Origin of the sequence: Nitratireductor aquibiodomus, from assembly GCF_900105565.1 — a bacterium.
Lineage (GTDB): Bacteria > Pseudomonadota > Alphaproteobacteria > Rhizobiales > Rhizobiaceae > Nitratireductor > Nitratireductor aquibiodomus.
The window spans coordinates 251296-268414 of sequence record NZ_FNSL01000001.1; the positions used below are offsets into that span (position 1 = coordinate 251296).

Annotated in this window: 13 protein-coding genes; 9 read left to right on the top strand and 4 right to left on the bottom strand. The window is 62.3% G+C overall.

Annotated features, from left to right (window positions below; all coding sequences use genetic code 11):
- Positions 1-36 precede the first annotated feature (36 nt).
- From BLW55_RS01210 to BLW55_RS01225, 4 genes are all read left to right on the top strand, one after another.
- Positions 37-1437, top strand: coding sequence for a sigma-54-dependent transcriptional regulator (locus tag BLW55_RS01210; protein WP_090326138.1), 1401 nt, complete (start codon positions 37-39; stop codon positions 1435-1437).
- Complete coding sequence (locus BLW55_RS01215; RefSeq protein WP_090326139.1) at positions 1430-3448, top strand: sensor histidine kinase; 2019 nt, start codon at positions 1430-1432, stop codon at positions 3446-3448. The genes BLW55_RS01210 and BLW55_RS01215 overlap by 8 nt, the downstream gene beginning before the upstream one ends.
- Positions 3449-3814: 366 nt before the next feature.
- Positions 3815-5467, top strand: coding sequence for an OFA family MFS transporter (locus BLW55_RS01220; protein WP_090326144.1), 1653 nt, complete (start codon positions 3815-3817; stop codon positions 5465-5467).
- 136 nt (positions 5468-5603) lie between these two features.
- Positions 5604-6881, top strand: coding sequence for an NAD(P)/FAD-dependent oxidoreductase (locus BLW55_RS01225; RefSeq protein ID WP_244508957.1), 1278 nt, complete (start codon positions 5604-5606; stop codon positions 6879-6881).
- A gap of 161 nt (positions 6882-7042) precedes the next feature.
- On the opposite strand, the gene BLW55_RS01230 is transcribed toward BLW55_RS01225, so the two are convergent.
- Positions 7043-8317: a Zn-dependent hydrolase gene (locus tag BLW55_RS01230; protein WP_090326147.1), complete on the bottom strand. Its 1275-nt coding sequence runs from the start codon at positions 8315-8317 to the stop codon at positions 7043-7045.
- Positions 8318-8430: 113 nt separating this feature from the next.
- Between BLW55_RS01230 and BLW55_RS01235 the strand changes: the two genes are divergently transcribed.
- The 5 genes from BLW55_RS01235 to BLW55_RS01255 all read left to right on the top strand — a co-directional run bounded on the left by BLW55_RS01235 (position 8431) and on the right by BLW55_RS01255 (position 14839).
- Entirely contained in the window at positions 8431-9987 is a 1557-nt protein-coding gene (locus BLW55_RS01235) for an ABC transporter substrate-binding protein (RefSeq protein WP_090326150.1), read from the top strand.
- A 219-nt stretch (positions 9988-10206) separates the two neighbouring features.
- On the top strand, positions 10207-11151 hold the full coding sequence (locus BLW55_RS01240) for an ABC transporter permease (RefSeq protein ID WP_090326154.1): 945 nt from the start codon (positions 10207-10209) through the stop codon (positions 11149-11151).
- Positions 11151-13088, top strand: coding sequence for a dipeptide/oligopeptide/nickel ABC transporter permease/ATP-binding protein (locus BLW55_RS01245; RefSeq protein ID WP_090326156.1), 1938 nt, complete (start codon positions 11151-11153; stop codon positions 13086-13088). The genes BLW55_RS01240 and BLW55_RS01245 overlap by 1 nt, the downstream gene beginning before the upstream one ends.
- Entirely contained in the window at positions 13081-14073 is a 993-nt protein-coding gene (locus tag BLW55_RS01250; protein ID WP_090326158.1) for an ABC transporter ATP-binding protein, read from the top strand. The genes BLW55_RS01245 and BLW55_RS01250 overlap by 8 nt, the downstream gene beginning before the upstream one ends.
- Complete coding sequence (locus BLW55_RS01255; RefSeq protein ID WP_007006770.1) at positions 14066-14839, top strand: FadR/GntR family transcriptional regulator; 774 nt, start codon at positions 14066-14068, stop codon at positions 14837-14839. Before BLW55_RS01250 ends, BLW55_RS01255 begins: the two co-directional genes overlap by 8 nt.
- A 515-nt stretch (positions 14840-15354) precedes the next feature.
- Here BLW55_RS01255 and BLW55_RS01260 read toward each other — a convergent pair.
- From BLW55_RS01260 to BLW55_RS01270, 3 genes are read right to left on the bottom strand one after another with little or no spacing between them, the layout of a single operon-like run.
- Entirely contained in the window at positions 15355-15762 is a 408-nt protein-coding gene (locus BLW55_RS01260; RefSeq protein ID WP_007006769.1) for a DUF2177 family protein, read from the bottom strand.
- Positions 15763-15795: 33 nt separating this feature from the next.
- Complete coding sequence (locus BLW55_RS01265; protein ID WP_007006768.1) at positions 15796-16470, bottom strand: ChrR family anti-sigma-E factor; 675 nt, start codon at positions 16468-16470, stop codon at positions 15796-15798.
- Positions 16467-17036 (bottom strand): sigma-70 family RNA polymerase sigma factor, encoded by a 570-nt coding sequence (locus BLW55_RS01270; protein WP_090326163.1) that lies wholly within the window; start codon positions 17034-17036, stop codon positions 16467-16469. The genes BLW55_RS01265 and BLW55_RS01270 overlap by 4 nt, the downstream gene beginning before the upstream one ends.
- Positions 17037-17119: the final 83 nt, after the last annotated feature.

Below are 17119 nucleotides of genomic sequence, written 5' to 3' on the forward strand. Positions count from 1 at the left end.
TCATGCGGCTCAACACCGGAGGGGGATCGGGAGGATATGGCAAGCGGACAGGCTGCAAGAGCGCCACGCAACATGGCGGCGGACCCGGAATTCGGCCCATGGCTGGCACAGGCCTCCATCCTCGTGATCGATGACGAGCCGGGCATGAGGAATTTTCTCATGCGTACACTCGGCCCCCGCTGCAAGCGTCTCGATGAGGCCGTCGACACCGAAGAGGCATCGCGCAAGCTCGACACCAACCATTATGACGTGGTGATTCTCGACAACATCATGCCGGGCAAGAATGGTGTCGACTGGCTTGCCGAGCAGCGCGCCATCGGTTTTTTCTCCAATGCCATTCTCATGACGGCCTATGCGGATCTGGAGACCGCCATCCAGGCATTGCGTGCCGGCGCGGTGGATTTCATTCTGAAGCCATTCCGCTCCAACCAGCTTTTGAACGCCGTGGCGCGCTGTCTCGATCAGATGCGCCTCCAGCGCGAAAACTATGTCCTGCGCTACGAACTGAAATCCACTTCCGATCACGTTCTGCTGCGCGACAAGCTGATCGGCGGCTCCAAAGCGATCAGCGATGTGCGGGAGACGATTGCACGCGTTGCACCGCTGCCGACGTCGGTGCTTCTGACTGGCCAGTCGGGCACGGGCAAGGAAGTCGCCGCGCGTTCGCTTCATTCGCTCTCGGACCGGGCGGACAAACCCTTCGTCCCCGTCAACTGCGCCGCCATTCCGCCGGACATGATCGAAACCGAGCTTTTCGGTCATCTCAAGGGTGCGTTCACCGGCGCGGACACGGCCCGCGAAGGTCTTTTCATGCATGCTCAGGGCGGAACGCTGTTTCTCGACGAGATCGGTGAGTTGCCGCCGGCCACGCAGAGCAAGCTTTTGCGCGTGCTTGAGGATCGCCGGATCAGGCCGGTGGGCTCGGAGCGCGAAATCCCTGTCGATCTGCGCTTCGTCTTTGCCACCAATGCCGAACTCGAAAGACTGGTCGAAGCCGGCCAGTTTCGCGCCGATCTGTTCTTCCGCATCAACGTCATGCAGATCCACCTGCCGCCGCTCAAGGATCGTGGCCAGGACGTGCAGGAACTTGCCGATCTGTTCATGGCCAAGCTGTCGCAGCAATTGGGAACGCCGAAAGTATCCATCGGGGCAGATGCACGATCGGCACTTGCGGCCTATTCCTGGCCCGGAAATGTGCGCGAACTGCGCAATCTTGTCGAACGCACGCTGATTCTGGGCCGGTTCCCAGACGACTTCGGCGGCGGGGTTCGTACAATGCAGCAAAGCGGAACCGGTGGCGAGAGCCTTGCCGATATCGAACGCCGGCACATACTGGCCGTTCTCGACCGGCTGGACGGCGACCGTGAGGCTGCCGCGCGCCAGCTTGGTGTTTCCCGCAAGACAATCGACCGCAAATGCGCGGCCTGGAATGTCTGACCGATTAGACCCGGACCGGCGCAGGGGGCAGGGGCGCTCGGTTCGTTTTCGCCTGCTTGTGATCGCTCTTTTGCCCACACTTGTGATCCTGCCCCTGCTTCTTGGCATGGCGGTCTATCGGTGGAATGCAAAGTTCGACGCAGCCTTGATCTCCAAGGTCAATGGCGATCTGACCATCGCGCATCAGTATTTCGCGCGGCTTCTGGAAAACACCGGTGAACGCATCACGGCCCTTGGCGGCTCGGCGAGGTTCCGCGATATCGTGGAGGCCGGAGGCGGCGGCCTGGAAGCGCTCCTGGAAGAACATCGCCGCGCGCTCGATCTCGATTTTCTGTATCTGATCCCGACGAATGGCAGGGTCGTAACATCCGCTCCAAAGCTTGCCGGCGCTCCGCGGTCTGACTGGCCGATCATCGAAAGGGCGCTTTCAGGAGAGGCGTCTACGGGGATCGATATCTTTTCGGGGGAGGAACTGACCGCAATCGCGCCCGCACTCGCCGCGCGTGCCCGGCTGGAACTGGTGCCAACGCCCAATGCCGTGCCGACCGAACGGGCAGCCGAAACGCGCGGCATGGTCGTTCATTCGGCAACGCCGGTGCGTCTTGCCGATGACAGCCCGGCCGCCCTTGTCGGCGGTAATCTCCTGAACCGCAATCTCGTTTTCATCGACACGATCAATGATCTCGTCTACCGCGAAGCGAGCCTGCCGGAGGGAAGCCAGGGAACGGCAACACTGTTCCTCGACGATGTGCGCATCAGCACCAATGTACGGCTCTTTGAGGGGCGCAGGGCCCTTGGCACACGCGTTTCGAGCATCGTCCGCTCGGCAGTGCTCGGTCAGGGGCGCGTCTGGCTCGACAGCGCTTTTGTCGTCAATGACTGGTACATCTCCGCCTATGAGCCGATCACCGACAGCTACGGCACGCGCGTCGGCATGCTCTATGTCGGCTTTCTGGAAGCGCCCTTCACGGAAACGAAGTACACGACGCTGCTGATGATCGCCATCGCCTTCCTGGCGATCACCGCGCTGAGTGTTCCGCTGTTCCTGCGCTGGGCCCGCTCGATCTTCAAGCCGCTGGAGCGCATGGCCGGCACGATCTCGGAGGTCGAAGGCGGGGACCTGGGCGCACGCACGGGCATTCACGGCGTTGATGACGAAATCGGCCGGGTGGCACAGCATCTCGACCTGCTTCTTGAGCAGCTGCAGGAACGCGACAGGCAATTGCGCGCCTGGAACGAGGAATTGAACGCCCGGGTGGAAGAGCGCACGCGCGAGCTGCGGCTTGCAAACCGGCAGCTTGAGGCCACGACCCGTCAGCTCATCGTGTCCGAAAAACTCGCTGCGATTGGCGAGATTACGGCTGGCGTTGCCCATGAAATCAACAATCCAATCGCAGTCATGCAGGGCAATCTTGAAGTGGTGCGTCAGGTGATGGGGGATCGCGCGGATGAGGCGCGGACGGAATTTCGCCTGCTCGATGAACAGATCCACCGGATCAGCCAGATCGTCACCAAGCTGCTTCAGTTTGCCAAGCCGGAGGAATATGCTGGCTTTCTGGAGCGTCACGCCCCGACGGATGTGATTTCCGACACGTTGCCACTGGTGCAGCACCTTCTCAACAAGGCAGAAATCGTGGTCATGCGTGAAGACCGCGCGACCCGCCTTGTGTTGATGAACCGCACGGAACTCCAGCAGGTTCTCGTCAACCTGATCGTCAATGCCGTGCATGCAATGCCTGACGGAGGCTCTCTCTCGCTCGCCACCCGCGATGAAGAGCAGGACGGAGACAAGGGGCTCGTTATCGCGGTTTCAGATACGGGCGTCGGCATGACGCCCGAAATGCTCGACAGGGCGTTCGATCCGTTTTTCACCACAAAGCGGCAGGAGGGGACCGGGCTCGGCCTTTCGATCAGCCAGACGCTGATCAGCCGTCAGGGCGGCAAGATCTCAGTCGAGAGCAGGCCGGGCGAGGGCACCTGTTTCACGATCTGGTTGCCGGAGGCGCGCTAGATCGTCATGTGTCTGGATGGACGCATGACGATCCACGCGATTGATGGAGCATCGGAGTAGCCCGAAAACCGGATTCCACTTTTCGGTGCGATGCTCGAAGCGTTTCGGACAAAATGTCCGACCGCCTCGGACAAACTGTCCATTGAGCTGATCTGTCAGCCGATAAGCATCTGAAATCGTTCACAGCAATCATCTGGCACGGCCATTGCTTACCTCCAGACGAGGTAAGAGGAGGACGCTATCGATGACCGGGGCCCGACCCGGAAGCCACTGTCGCGGAGGGCGGCGGGTCGGCATCAATCGGGAACTTTCAAGCGCGTAACCAGCAGGACGGCTGCCGGAAAACCCGGCAGGAGGAGGAGACTTATGTCCGTAGCAAGTGACACATTATCCGGCGCCCCCGCCGGCGGTATTCTGGACAGGGAGAGGATCATTGCCCAGCCGGGCTTCAACCGCTGGCTTGTTCCGCCGGCGGCCCTTGCGATCCATCTTTGCATCGGCATGGCTTATGGTTTTAGCGTGTTCTGGCTACCGCTGACCCAGGCCATCGGCATTTCCGAGCGCGTCGTCTGCGAGGACATGACGCTCATCAGCGCGCTTTTCACGACGAGCTGCGACTGGCGCGTTTCTGATCTGGGCTGGATCTACACGCTGTTTTTCGTGTTGCTCGGCTCGGCGGCGGCGATCTGGGGCGGCTGGCTCGAACGCGCCGGCCCGCGCAAGGCGGGCGTGGTTGCGGCTTTCTGCTGGTGCGGCGGCATCGCTGTTGCAGCGCTCGGCGTGATGCTTCACCAGCTCTGGCTTATGTGGCTCGGCGCCGGCGTGATCGGCGGCATTGGCCTCGGCCTTGGCTATATCTCGCCGGTTTCGACACTGATCAAATGGTTTCCGGATCGTCGGGGCATGGCAACGGGCATGGCGATTATGGGCTTTGGCGGCGGTGCTATGATCGGCGCCCCGCTGGCCGACATGCTCATGAACACGTTCAAGACCGCGGGCTCCGTTGGCGTCTGGCAGACCTTTCTGGTCATGGCCGCCATCTATTTCGTCTTCATGATGGGCGGCGCCTTCGGCTATCGTATTCCGCCATCCGGCTGGCGACCGGAAGGCTGGACACCGCCGGCAAAGAGCGCGAAATCCATGATCACGTCGCGCCATGTCCATTTGCGCGACGCACACAGGACGAAACAGTTCTGGCTGATCTGGGCGGTTCTCACCCTCAACGTGTCGGCTGGTATCGGTGTGATCGGCATGGCCTCACCCATGCTTCAGGAAATCTTTGGCGGACGCCTGCTCGGCATGCCGGAACTGACATTCAACGAGCTCGATGCCTCCCAGAAGAGCGCCATTGCGGCGATTGCCGCGGGCTTTGCCGGTCTGTTGTCGCTGTTCAACATCGGCGGGCGGTTCTTCTGGGCGTCGCTCTCCGACAGGATCGGCAGGAAGAATACCTATTACGCGTTCTTCCTGATCGGCATTGTGCTCTATGCGCTTGCCCCCTCGGCCGCGCATATGGGCAGCCAGGTGCTCTTCGTTCTGATGTTCGGCATCATCCTGTCCATGTATGGCGGTGGTTTCGCCACGGTGCCGGCCTATCTGGCCGATATTTTCGGCACCCAGTTCGTTGGCGCCATCCACGGCCGTCTGCTGACGGCCTGGGCGACGGCCGGCATTATCGGTCCCGTCGTGGTGAACTACATTCGTGAAGCGCAGCTCAATGCGGGCATTCCGCGCGAGCAGGTCTACGACTTCACCATGTATATCCTGGCCGGCATGCTTCTCCTTGGCCTGATCTGCAACATGCTGGTCAAGCCGCTTTCGGACAAATGGTACATGTCGGATGAGGAGGTCGCGAAACTTCAGGCGAAATCGGCGGCTGCCGATGCAGGCCCGACCGGCTCGTTCGGTATCGGCAGGGGTGGTTTCGATGGCAAGGCGCTTGCCGCGTGGGCCATCGTCGGCATCCCCATTCTGTGGGGTGTCTGGATAACGCTGCAGAAGACCGCGGCCCTGTTCTAGACAGGGTTGTTGCAGCGCTGCCCTCCGGCATGAGCCCCGCCGGAGGGCAGTTTCGTTTGTGCCAACCCAGGGAAACTGCAGGAGCAGTCCCGTCTGCGGCGCAATCGCGGGCTTGCCCATGTGCCCCGCGCTCTCTATGTCGGACCCGTTGTCATCGGGATTTCAAAGAGCCGGAGGCGGGACCCTGGACGAGCACATCATTATCATCGGTGCAGGCCATGGCGGCGTACAGGCTGCCGCGAGTTTGCGCGAGGAGGGGTATGAAGGCCGGCTGACGCTCGTTTCGGGCGATCCGGAATTGCCCTATCACAAGCCGCCGCTTTCCAAGGTTTTCCTGAAGTCGCCGGATGCCGAACCGCAGATTTTGCGCGCCCGGCTGTTTTACGACACACAGAATATCGAGCTTGAGACGGGTGTCAGCGTTACCGGCATAGCGCCGGAAACCCGCACGCTGACACTCGACGATGGCAGGCAACTTGGCTGGAGCAGACTTCTGCTTGCCACCGGTGCTGAACCCCGCCGATTGAAGGTGCCCGGTTCTGAAGGCGCCGGCGTTCATTATCTGCGCGACTGCGCCGACGCCCGCATCCTGCGCGATGCCCTGGCCGGGGCGCAGAACATCGTCGTGATCGGAGGCGGCTTCATCGGGCTTGAGGTGGCGGCGACGGCTGCCATGGCCGGAAAGAGCGTGACGGTGGTGGAGGCGGCCGAACGCATCCTCGGCCGCGCCGTGAGTGCGCGCGTCGCAGAACACATGCGCGCCTATCATGAGAGCCTCGGTGTCAGGATTTTGACGAACACGGGTGTCGCGCGGCTCGTCGGCGAGAAGGGAAACCTTCGCAGTGTCATCACATCGGATGGGCAGGAGCTTTCCGCCGATATCCTGCTGGTGGGCATTGGCGCGCTGCCGAACACCCCTCTGGCCGAAGCCGCGGCCCTCGCCTGCGACAACGGCATTCGCGTGGATGCCAGCTGCCGCACCAGCGCTGCCGACGTCTACGCGATCGGGGATTGTGTTTCCTTCCCGCACGCTGCGTCCGGACGCACACTGCGTCTTGAATCGGTCCAGAACGCCACCGATCAGGCGCGCATTGCGGCAAAGGCAATGCTCGGCAAAGAGGCAGCCTACGACGCGGTCCCGTGGTTCTGGTCCGATCAGGGCGAACGCAAGCTGCAGATGGCAGGTCTCCCATTCGATGTGGATCGGGAGATCGTGACGGGCGATCCCGAGAGCGGCGCCTTTGGCGTCTACCTCTTCTCGGGCGACCATCTGGTCGCCGTGGAAACCGTCAATCGGCCCGGCGAGCACATGATGGCGCGGCGGATGCTTGCTGCAGGCTTTTCACCGTCTGTGGAAGCGGTGCTCGAAGGTCCGGCCGCGCTGAAGGCAGCGATGATGGCTACGGAACGGTGAGCGCTCACCGGCGCAGCGTCCTGACTGCGTGAGCTGTGGTTTATGAAAAAGCCTTGAGAAAGAGGGCTTTTATCCGAGCCGTGAGCCATTGATGAGCCCCAGTCGGACTGTTGGCTGTCAGCGGCAGAGCTCCATAAGATTATGGCCGTGCCGCCATGCCACTAATCTGCGGCGATAGCGCTGAGCCGGACCAGCGCTGAAAGCATCAGTTGAGCGCCCTTTTCGATGGCTTCCCAGTCGGTCCATTCCTCGGGCGCATGGCTGATGCCGTCGCGGCTTGGAACGAAGATCAGGCCCGAGGGGCTCAGGGCCTGCATCGTCTGGGCGTCGTGGCCGGCGCCGGATGGCATGGTGAGGGTTTTAAGCCCGAGCCGATGCGCTTCCTCGTTCAAAAGCGAGACCAGCGTGCCGTCGAGACGAACCGGCTCCATTCGGCTCTGCTCCTCGATGGAAAAGCTCAGCCCGTTTGCCTGCGCGGCATCGCGCACGGCCTGTTCCATGGCCTGGGCGAGAGCCGCCATCGTGCCGGGATCGGTATCGCGGATGTTGATTATGAAATCGGCGCGGCCCGGCACGGTGTGGATAAAATTGGGCTGAAGCGTCACCTTGCCGATGGTGATGCGGCTGCGCTCGCCGCCATGTTCGGCATTGATACTCCGCACCGCCTGACCGACCGCCGAGAGACCGGCGAAGGCATCGGCGCGCAGGTTCATCGGCGTGGTGCCGGAATGGTTGGCGCGGCCGAGCAGCGACACGGCGAGATTGATAACGCCGGCGACACTGTCGGCGATCCCGACGGGGATGCCGGCCTGTTCCAGCACCGGACCCTGTTCGATGTGCAGTTCGAGGAAGGCTTTAACGTCACGGGGAGGCCGGGCGGCGTCGAGCGCATCACGGGCGTTCAGACCCTGATCGCGCATCGCGTCTGCAAGGCGGATCCCGTCGGCGTCGCGGGCTTCATTCAGCCATTGGGCGGTCACGACGCCGGCAATCGCTTGCGAGCCCAGCATGCCGCCGAACCGTCCTTCCTCCTCGGCGGTGGCGACCACTTCGATCGCGGTCGCCGGCGTGAAACCGACGTCCTTCATGGCGCGCACGCATTCAAGCGCTACACAGGCGCCGAGCGCACCGTCGAAGGCGCCGCCCTCGGGCACGGTGTCTAGATGCGAGCCGGCCATGATGCATGGGCCGTCCGCCGGTCCGTATCTACCGAACAGGTTGGCAACGGGGTCGCGGTGGACAGCCAGACCATCGGCGCGCATCTGCTCCAGAAACCAGCTTCGCACGGCCATGTCCGCATCGCTGTAGCCGACGCGGTTATAGCCGCCGGTCTGTGGATTGCGACCAAACGTGTTGACCCCGTCGAGCAGGGCGCGCAGGCGCTGTGAGTTGATACCGGGTGTGTTGGCCATGAGACCTGCCTGTTTTTCAAACATATGTTCCGCGTCCGGAGTGCAGAAAAGCGGTGCGTTTTCGATTTATTATAATAAATGCTTGCCAATGGATAGATTGTTAGGATTAATTATGCGCAACAGAGGGAGGAGCCCCCATGAGGAAACTGATTGCAGCCGCCATCACCGCCGGTTCGATGCTCTTTGCGTCGCCGGTCTTTGCGCAGACACCGCCCAACGTTCTGGTCGTCGGGCAGATCGCGGAGCCGAAATCGCTCGATCCCCACGCGGTGACGGCAGTCAACGACTTTCGCATCCTGATGAACGTCTATGACGGCCTGACCCGTTACAAGGACGGCACGCTGGAACCGGAACCGGCGCTGGCGGAGAGCTGGGAGATTTCCGATGACGGGATCACCTACACCTTCAAGCTGCGCGAGGGGGTGACGTTTCATGACGGCACGCCGCTCAACGCGGAAGCGGTGAAGTTCAACTTCGACCGCATGCTGAAAGAAGATCACCCCTATCACGATACGGGACCGTTCCCGCTCGCCTTCTATTTCTCGTCCGTGGATGAGGTGACGGCGGTGGACGACCTGACCGTCAAGTTCACGCTGAAAGAGCCTTTTGCGCCCTTCCTGTCGAACCTGTCCTATCCGACGGGGCTGATCGTTTCGCCCGAGGCGGTCAAGGAACACGGCAAGGATTACGGCCGCAATCCGGTCGGAACGGGGGCCTTCAGGTTCGAGGAATGGCAGGCCAATTCGCGCGTCGTCATTACCCGTAACGAAGATTACTGGGATGGCGCGCCGCCGCTCGAGGCCGTCATCTACCGCCCGATCACCGACACCAACACCCGCATTGCCGAAATGCTCTCCGGTGGTCTGGACGTGATGGTGGAGGTGCCACCGGACAGCCTGCAGCAGTTCCGCGATGGGGCGAACTTCAGCGTTTACGAGCAGGCGGGCCCGCATGTCTGGTTCCTCATCCTCAACATGAAGGAGGGGCCGTTCACCGAAAAGGCGGTGCGCCAGGCTGCCAATTACGCCATCAACAAGACGGCGCTGGTCGAGAACATCCTCCAGGGCACGGCGGACGTGGCCGCGGGACCGACACCGCCGGCCTTCGCATGGGCCTATAATGAAGAACTGCAGCCCTATCCCTATGATCCGGACAAGGCCAGGCAGCTTCTCGAAGAGGCCGGTTATGATGGCGAGGAACTGACCTTCTACGTCACCGAGGGCGGTTCGGGCATGCTCGATCCCATCGCCATGGGCACTGCCATCCAGGCCGATCTGCAGGCCGTCGGCATGAAGGTCAACATCGAGACCTATGAGTGGAACACGTTCCTCGGCAAGGTGAACCCGGGGCTGGAAGGCAAGGCGGACATGGCCGAAATGGCATGGATGACCAACTCGCCGGACACGCTGCCCTTCCTGGCGCTGCGCTCGGAAGCCTGGCCTGACAAGGGCGGGTTCAACTCCGGCTACTACGCCAATGAGAGAGTGGATGAACTCCTGAACAAGGCTCGCACCTCGACCGATCAGGCCGAGCGCGCCGCACTCTACAAGGAGATGCAGAAGATCGTTCAGGAGGATGCGCCCTGGGTCTTCGTCGCCAACTGGAAGCAGAATGCGGTGACCGGCGCGAATGTCGAGAACTTCAAGCTCCAGCCTTCCTTCTTCCTGATGTTGCAGGACGTGGCCAAGCCCTAGGGGCGTGAACGTGCATTCCCACCCTCGTCCTTCGCCTTTCGACAAGCTCAAGAGGCTCAGGATGAGGGTGGGGCGACGGCGCGCATGCAGGTTGTTCAACCGACGCACCGAGCCTGCACAGCCCTCATCCTGAGCCTGTTGAAGGGCGAGGGCGGCATGCAGGGCATCGCATCAAAAGCGAACCGCGCCCATAACCGAACCTGAAACGAGGCCCCAGCCATGGCAGCCTACATAGCCAAGCGCCTCCTTGCCGCCATCCCGGTCCTGTTCGGGCTCTCGATCATCGTCTTTCTGATCATGGCGATGATCCCCGGCGACCCGGCAACGGCCATTCTCGGCTCCTATGCGACGCCTGAGAACGTGGCCAGGATCAACGCCGATCTTGGCCTCGACAAGCCACTGCCCCAGCAATATCTGATCTGGCTCGGGAACCTTCTTCAGGGCGATCTCGGACGTTCCTATGCGCTCAACCGGCCGGTGCTGGACGAGGTGCTGGAGCGTTTCTCGGCCACGCTGATCCTGGCCGGAACGGCATTGGTGCTGTGCTCGATCCTCGGACTTCTGGCGGGCGTCGTCTCTGCCGTTCGCCAGTATGGTCTGGCCGACAAGGTGATCACCGTTCTGGTGCTGATCGGCATTTCGATACCGTCCTTCTGGCTCGGCCTGCTTCTCATCCTGGCTTTCGCCGTCAAGATTCGGCTGTTCCCGGCCAGTGGCATGTACGCCATTTATGGCGGCGGCGATCTGCCGGACCTGCTTCACCACCTGTTCCTGCCGGCGCTCACGCTGGCGGTCGTCGCCACCGGCGTCATCGCGCGGCTGACCCGCACGGCCATGCTGGAAGTGCTGCGGCAGGACTACATACGCACCGCGCGCGCCAAGGGGCTGACCGAAAGACGCGTGATTTACCGTCATGCCTTCAAGGCCGCACTTGTCAGCGTCATTCCGGTGATCGGCATTCAGGCCGGGTTCGTGCTCGGCGGTGCGGTATACATCGAAACCGTCTTCCAGTGGCCGGGCATCGGTTCGATGCTGGTCAACGCCATTTCCACCCGCGATCTGCTTCTGGTGCAGGGCGGGGTTCTGGTGGTGGCCGCCGCCTATGTTCTTTTCAATCTGGCCGCCGATGTGGTGCAGACGCTTCTTGACCCGAGGATGCGCTGATGAGTGAAGCCGTTTCCACCGCCGCGAAGGGCAGGGCGCGCGGGGCAGGCCGCCCCGGACCGGTCCGCCTGCTTCTCAACAACACGCTTGCGGCTTCCGGGCTGGCGCTGCTGGTGCTGATCATCGCGGCCGCGCTTCTGGCGCCGCTCTTGCCGCTACCCGACCCGGACGCGACAGCGCCGGCCGACAGGCTGTTGCGCCCGCTCTCCGAAGGGCACCTGCTCGGCACGGATGCGCTCGGGCGCGACATTCTCTCGCGGCTTGTCTGGGGCACGCGCGTCAGCCTTGCCGTGGGCATCTCGGCGACGCTGATCGCCGCCTTCTTCGGCTCGCTCATCGGGCTGGTGGCAGGCTATGCGGGCGGCCGTGTGGACGCCTTCCTGATGCGCGGCATCGATATGGTGATGGCGTTCCCCTACATCCTGCTGGCACTAGCCATCGTGGCGGCGCTCGGACCGGGACTGCTCAATGCGCTCTACGCCATCGCGGTGGTGAACATCCCCTTCTTCGCACGCAACATTCGCGGCATCACCATCGGGCTGTCGCGGCGTGAATTTGTCGATGCAGCGCGTCTTTCGGGCAAGTCCAACGCGGGCATTCTGTTCGGTGAGATCCTGCCCAACGTTCTGCCGGTCATCATCATCACCATGTCGACCACCATCGGCTGGATGATCCTCGAAACGGCCGGCCTGTCCTTCCTCGGGCTCGGCGCACAGCCGCCGCAGGCGGATCTCGGCTCAATGCTGGGAGAGGGCCGCAAAATCCTCTTCACCGCACCGCATGTGTCGATCATTCCCGGCCTGATGATCTTCGCGCTGGTCATGAGCATCAATCTGCTGGGCGATGGCGTGCGTGACGTGCTCGACCCGCGGCTGAAATCGGGTGCGCTGACGCGGCCCGTGGCCCGCACGGCAGTGGAACGCCGCACGGTGCCGGAAACCCGCGCCCATAACGACAGTGTTCTGGAAGTGGCGGACCTGAACACGGAGTTTCACATCGGCGATGACGTCTATCGGGCGGTGGGCGGCATCGACCTGCACCTGAAGCAGGGCGAATGCCTCGGCATTGTCGGCGAATCCGGCTCCGGCAAATCGGTGACGGCCATGTCGCTCATGGGGCTGGTGCCGACACCGCCCGGCCGCATCACCGGCGGGGCCGCCTGGCTAGGCGACGAAGACCTTTTCGCCGTCAGCGATGAGCGTATCCGCGCGTTGCGCGGAGCGGATGTCAGCCATGTCTTTCAGGACCCGCTGTCCACCCTGCACCCGCTGTTCACCATCGGCGACCAGCTTACGGAGGCGATCATGGCGCACCGACCGATCCGGCGGTCGGAGGCGGATACACGCGCCGAGGAGCTGCTGCGTCTGGTGCGCATCACCAATCCGGCGGAGCGGCTGAAGGTCTATCCGCACGAACTGTCCGGCGGCATGCGCCAGCGCGTGTGCATCGCCATGGCTCTTGCCAATGATGCCAGGATCATCATCGCCGACGAGCCGACAACGGCGCTGGACGTGACCGTGCAGGCGCAGATCCTGTCGCTGATGGACACGCTGAGACGCGAAAGCAATGCGGCGATCCTGTTCATCACCCATGATTTCGGGGTCGTGTCGGCCGTGTGCGACCGGGTTGCCGTCATGTATGCAGGACGCATCGTCGAAACGGGGACGACGGAGGAGGTGCTCAATGCGCCGGCGCATCCCTACACCCGCAAGCTGATCGATTGCGTGCCGGTTCTGGGCGAGCCCGGCCGGAGGCTCGACGCCATCGAGGGGCGTCCGCCGGTGGTCAACGATCTGCCGCCGGGCTGTGCCTTCGCAGCACGTTGCCCGCGGGTGAAGCCCAACTGCCGCAGGGGGCATATCGCACTTTCCAGCCTTGGCGATACGCAGGCCGTGCGCTGCCTCTATCCAATGACGGGGGAGACCGCCGATGGCTGACACGGCCCTTCTGGAAATTGACAAGGCCGAGCGGGTCTTCGGCGGCGGCCGCACACTGTTCGGCAAGCCCTTGCCGGCGGTGCATGCGGTGCAGGGCATATCGTTCGACGTGCGCCGTGGCGAAACGCTTGGGGTGGTCGGGGAATCGGGCTGCGGCAAGTCGACACTTGCGCGCCTGATCGTCGGCCTCGATACGCCCACCGGCGGCGCGATCACCTTCGACGGGGTGGATCTGGTTGTCGAAGCCAGGCGCGACCCGCAGAAGCTTGCGCGGCGCGTGCAGTATGTCTTTCAGGATCCCGTCGCGTCGCTCAATCCGCGCAAGACGATCCGCACCATTCTTGAAGCGCCGCTCAGAAATCTGCTCGGACTGGGCCGCGAGGCGCGCGAAAAACGGCTTGAGGAACTGATGGAGGCAGTCAATCTCGCGCCGGAATTCCTGGAGCGCTACCCGCACGAGTTCTCCGGCGGACAAGCGCAGCGCATTGGCATTGCCCGTGCGCTGGCCGCCGACCCCGAGCTGATCGTGCTTGATGAGCCGGTTTCCGCGCTCGACGTGTCGGTTCAGGCGCAGGTTCTGAACATTCTCGACGACCTCAAGAAGACGTTCGGCCTCACCTACGTCTTCATCAGCCACGATCTTTCGGTGATCGAAAGCGTCAGCGACCGGGTGGCGGTGCTTTATTTCGGCCGGCTTGCCGAACTCGGGGCGTCGGAGCGCATCTTCGCAGCGCCGCGCCATCCCTACACGCATCTCCTGTTGAAATCGGCGCCGGTTCCGGGAAAACGGTCGCTCATCCCGGAAGATGCGAATACAGAACTGCCGGATCCGTATGATCCGCCGCCAGGCTGTGCATTCTTCGCCCGCTGCCCGCGCGGAACCGACCGATGCAAATCGGTGCAGCCACCACTCGAGGCTGCACCCGGCCACCCGGGGCACATGGCGGCCTGCCATCACCCCGTCAAAGAGAACGAGGATGCCTGACCGCAGCAGTTCGCCACCGGCTCCCGGGCCTTCGCAACTTTCCACGGTGCTCAAGCGCCGCAAGCGCCCGGATATTATCGCCGACCGCATACGCGAGATGATCGTCACGCACGGGCTAAGGCCCGGCGATCGCATTCCGCATGAGTGGCTGTTGCCTGAAACGCAAGAAGCATCGCGCGGAACGCTGCGGGAGGCGCAGAAAATACTCGAGTTCCAGGGGCTGATCGTCAGCAAGACGGGACCGGGCGGCGGGGTTTTCGTCTCGACTGTCGGGGCCGACCAGGCCATTCGGCTGCTCGACAACCTCTTCCTGTTCCAGCCACCGTCCATCGCGGAGATCTATGCGATCCGCAAGGTTCTCGAGCCGCAGCTTGCGGCGAGTGTTGCCGGCCGGCTCTCGCCCGAGGCCTTTGCCGCACTTCAGGCCAAGATACGGCTCTACGAGGCAGAACCGGAGACGGCGGAAGAGGAATACCGGCAGCGTCTCGCCGAACTCGACTTTCACGTCGAGCTCGCACGCCACGCGGAAAATGCGCTGCTTGGCTTCAACTGCATTTTCCTTGTCAGCCTTCTGCGCGACATGACCGTGTGCCGGGCGATCTACAAGGAGTCAAACCCGGCGCTCCGCGAGGCGGGCCTGCATTACCAGATCAGCCTGATGCGGGCGATCAAGGCGGGTGATGGCGAGCGGGCGGAAAAGGTCATGCGCGACCACATGGAAGCGGCGGAGCGTTACATGCTGGAACGGGCAGAAATTCGCCGTTAGGGGCAGGGCGACATGGACGGAGCCAGGCCTGCGAAGCATCTTGCTCACTGCAGCGTGCGAGAAGAAACCGCGCCGGACGGTTTCGTGTGAGATGACGGTCCGTCCATTGTAGCGAGCTCGAGCAGAAGAGCAGCGCTGAGTGATACCTCGCACATACACTTAAAATGCAGGCGAAATGAGTGCCATGCCCTGGTGAGCGGGGAGTGCCGGACCACACAATCACGGTGTAGTTTATGTGGCACATGTAAGCGATTGAAAATTCTCTAAAATGCTCTGTTTCGGCGATGATCGTCTGGCCGGAATTGCCGATTTCCATTGAGCTGAAGGGCAGGGTTCACACGCCTTGGATAGAGCGGTCTCGCGTCATTAGCTGAGGCGGAGACCAGGTTCTACAGACGAATGCCCTTTGCGTTTTTCTGGCTTCTTTCAGCGCTGGCTTCGCAATCATGAATCATCGCATTTTCCCCATGGAGGCAAACGCCCGGGCGCCGAATTCGCTCCCGCGTGGTGTCCAGTCAGAACCTTTCGGTCAGGTGCAGCGTCATTGTGTAGCCGGCCCAGGCAGAGACCCCGGTCAACACCGTGCCCCAGGCCATGTCGACAACGGTTACGGCAACCGACCAGTTCTTGATCGTGGCGAGGTTGGTCATGTCGTAAGTCCCGTAGGCTATGAGTCCCAGAAGCGCACCCGCGATCAGGGCGCTCGTCGCCGTTCCGTTGCTGAGGGCAGGTGCGACCGCGAAGTAGACAACACCTGCCACATAGAAGAGATAGAACATTCCCGCCGCTGCGAAGTTTGGCTGATCCAGCAGAAGGTGCCCCATGCGGTCACGGTAAAACCCCGCCGCGACGCGCGAAAGCCAGATATAGTCCAACCCGAAGAAGACGATCGCCGTGGCTGCATAAGCAATGACATAGCTCATTGGTTTCTCCGGTGCTTGGGTCTACAGTCAGGTTCAGATTCCCAGGATCGGCTGTATGGCACGCAGCAGCCAACTCCGGAACTTCAACGGGGCATCGGTCACGGCAAGGCAGATACAGTCCTCACCTTCCGTTGCCACCGGCTGGTGCTGCAGCGTCTCGTCTGCCTCTTCCAGATCGCCGCGCGCAAACAGCGCTTCGCCATCGTGAAAACTGCCGGAAAGGACCAGCGTCAACTCCCGGCCGCGATGTCCGTGTTCAGGCACCGGTTTGCCTGCTGGAATGCGCAGCAGCCGTACTTTGGTGCTCTCGTCCTCCAGCTCGATCGGCATATGGTATGCGCCACGGCCGAGTGGTCGCCATTTCACGGACTCTAAATCTCCGCCCACATAAGACCGCAGAGGTTCGGGTAAAACGACGGCCCCGCCTCGCACAGCCAGGTCGTCCGCCTGAAGGACGGCAGGCTGCATTTCGGAAACGCCCAGGCGCTTCTTGATCGATATCCAGGCTTCATCGTCGTTAGATCGCAAGGGCTCTGGTGGATGTTCGCGCACCAGCACACCCCCTGCCATTTCCATTAAAGAGAGACGGCGCCGGCCCTGCGGGCAAAGCGCGAGATGGGTCGCTACAGCGATGCGCCAGCCTTCCGAAAGGGCACCGGTGGCATAGTCCAGAAGCAGTTCGTCGCTGACGTGGTGCCGTATCGTCATGGCCGGTCCCCCAGCGCTGCGCGCAGTTTCGAGAAAGCAAGCCGGATGCGCGATTTCACGGTGCCCAGCGGCAGGCCGAGACGGTCCGCGATCTCGCTGTGCGAGACATCCTCGAAGAATGCAAGTTTCAGAAGATCACGCTGCTCGGAGGGAAGCCCGGTCATCGCGGCATGAAGACGTGTTTCCTCATCGCGCGTTTCGAGGGCATGGTCGGCCGCAGGCTCCGGCTCCGGCACAAATGCGGGATCGTTGGGATCAAAGTCGGGGCGCCGGCTTCGACGGTAGTTGTCGATACGCAGGTTACGCGCAATGGTGAAAATCCACGCGCTGGGCGTGCCTCTGGAGGGGTCGAACTGGGCAGCCTTCCGCCAGACCGTGACCATCGTTTCCTGCATCAGTTCTTCCGAGAGCTGCGGATCGCGGACACGCTGCAACATAAATGCACGGACCTGAGGCGCATAAGCACGGAATATCCGCTCAAAAGCCTCCATGTCGCGGCTGCTGCCGACGCGGGCGATCAACCGCGCAAGATCGTCCTTAGCCGCCGATTTGGAATTCTGCTTCATCAAGCCCCGCGGAACGTGTGTGTGATGCCGAGCGGCATGCACGACGGAAAAAGCTTGTAGCGTCTGGCTGGCAGACTTTGTCG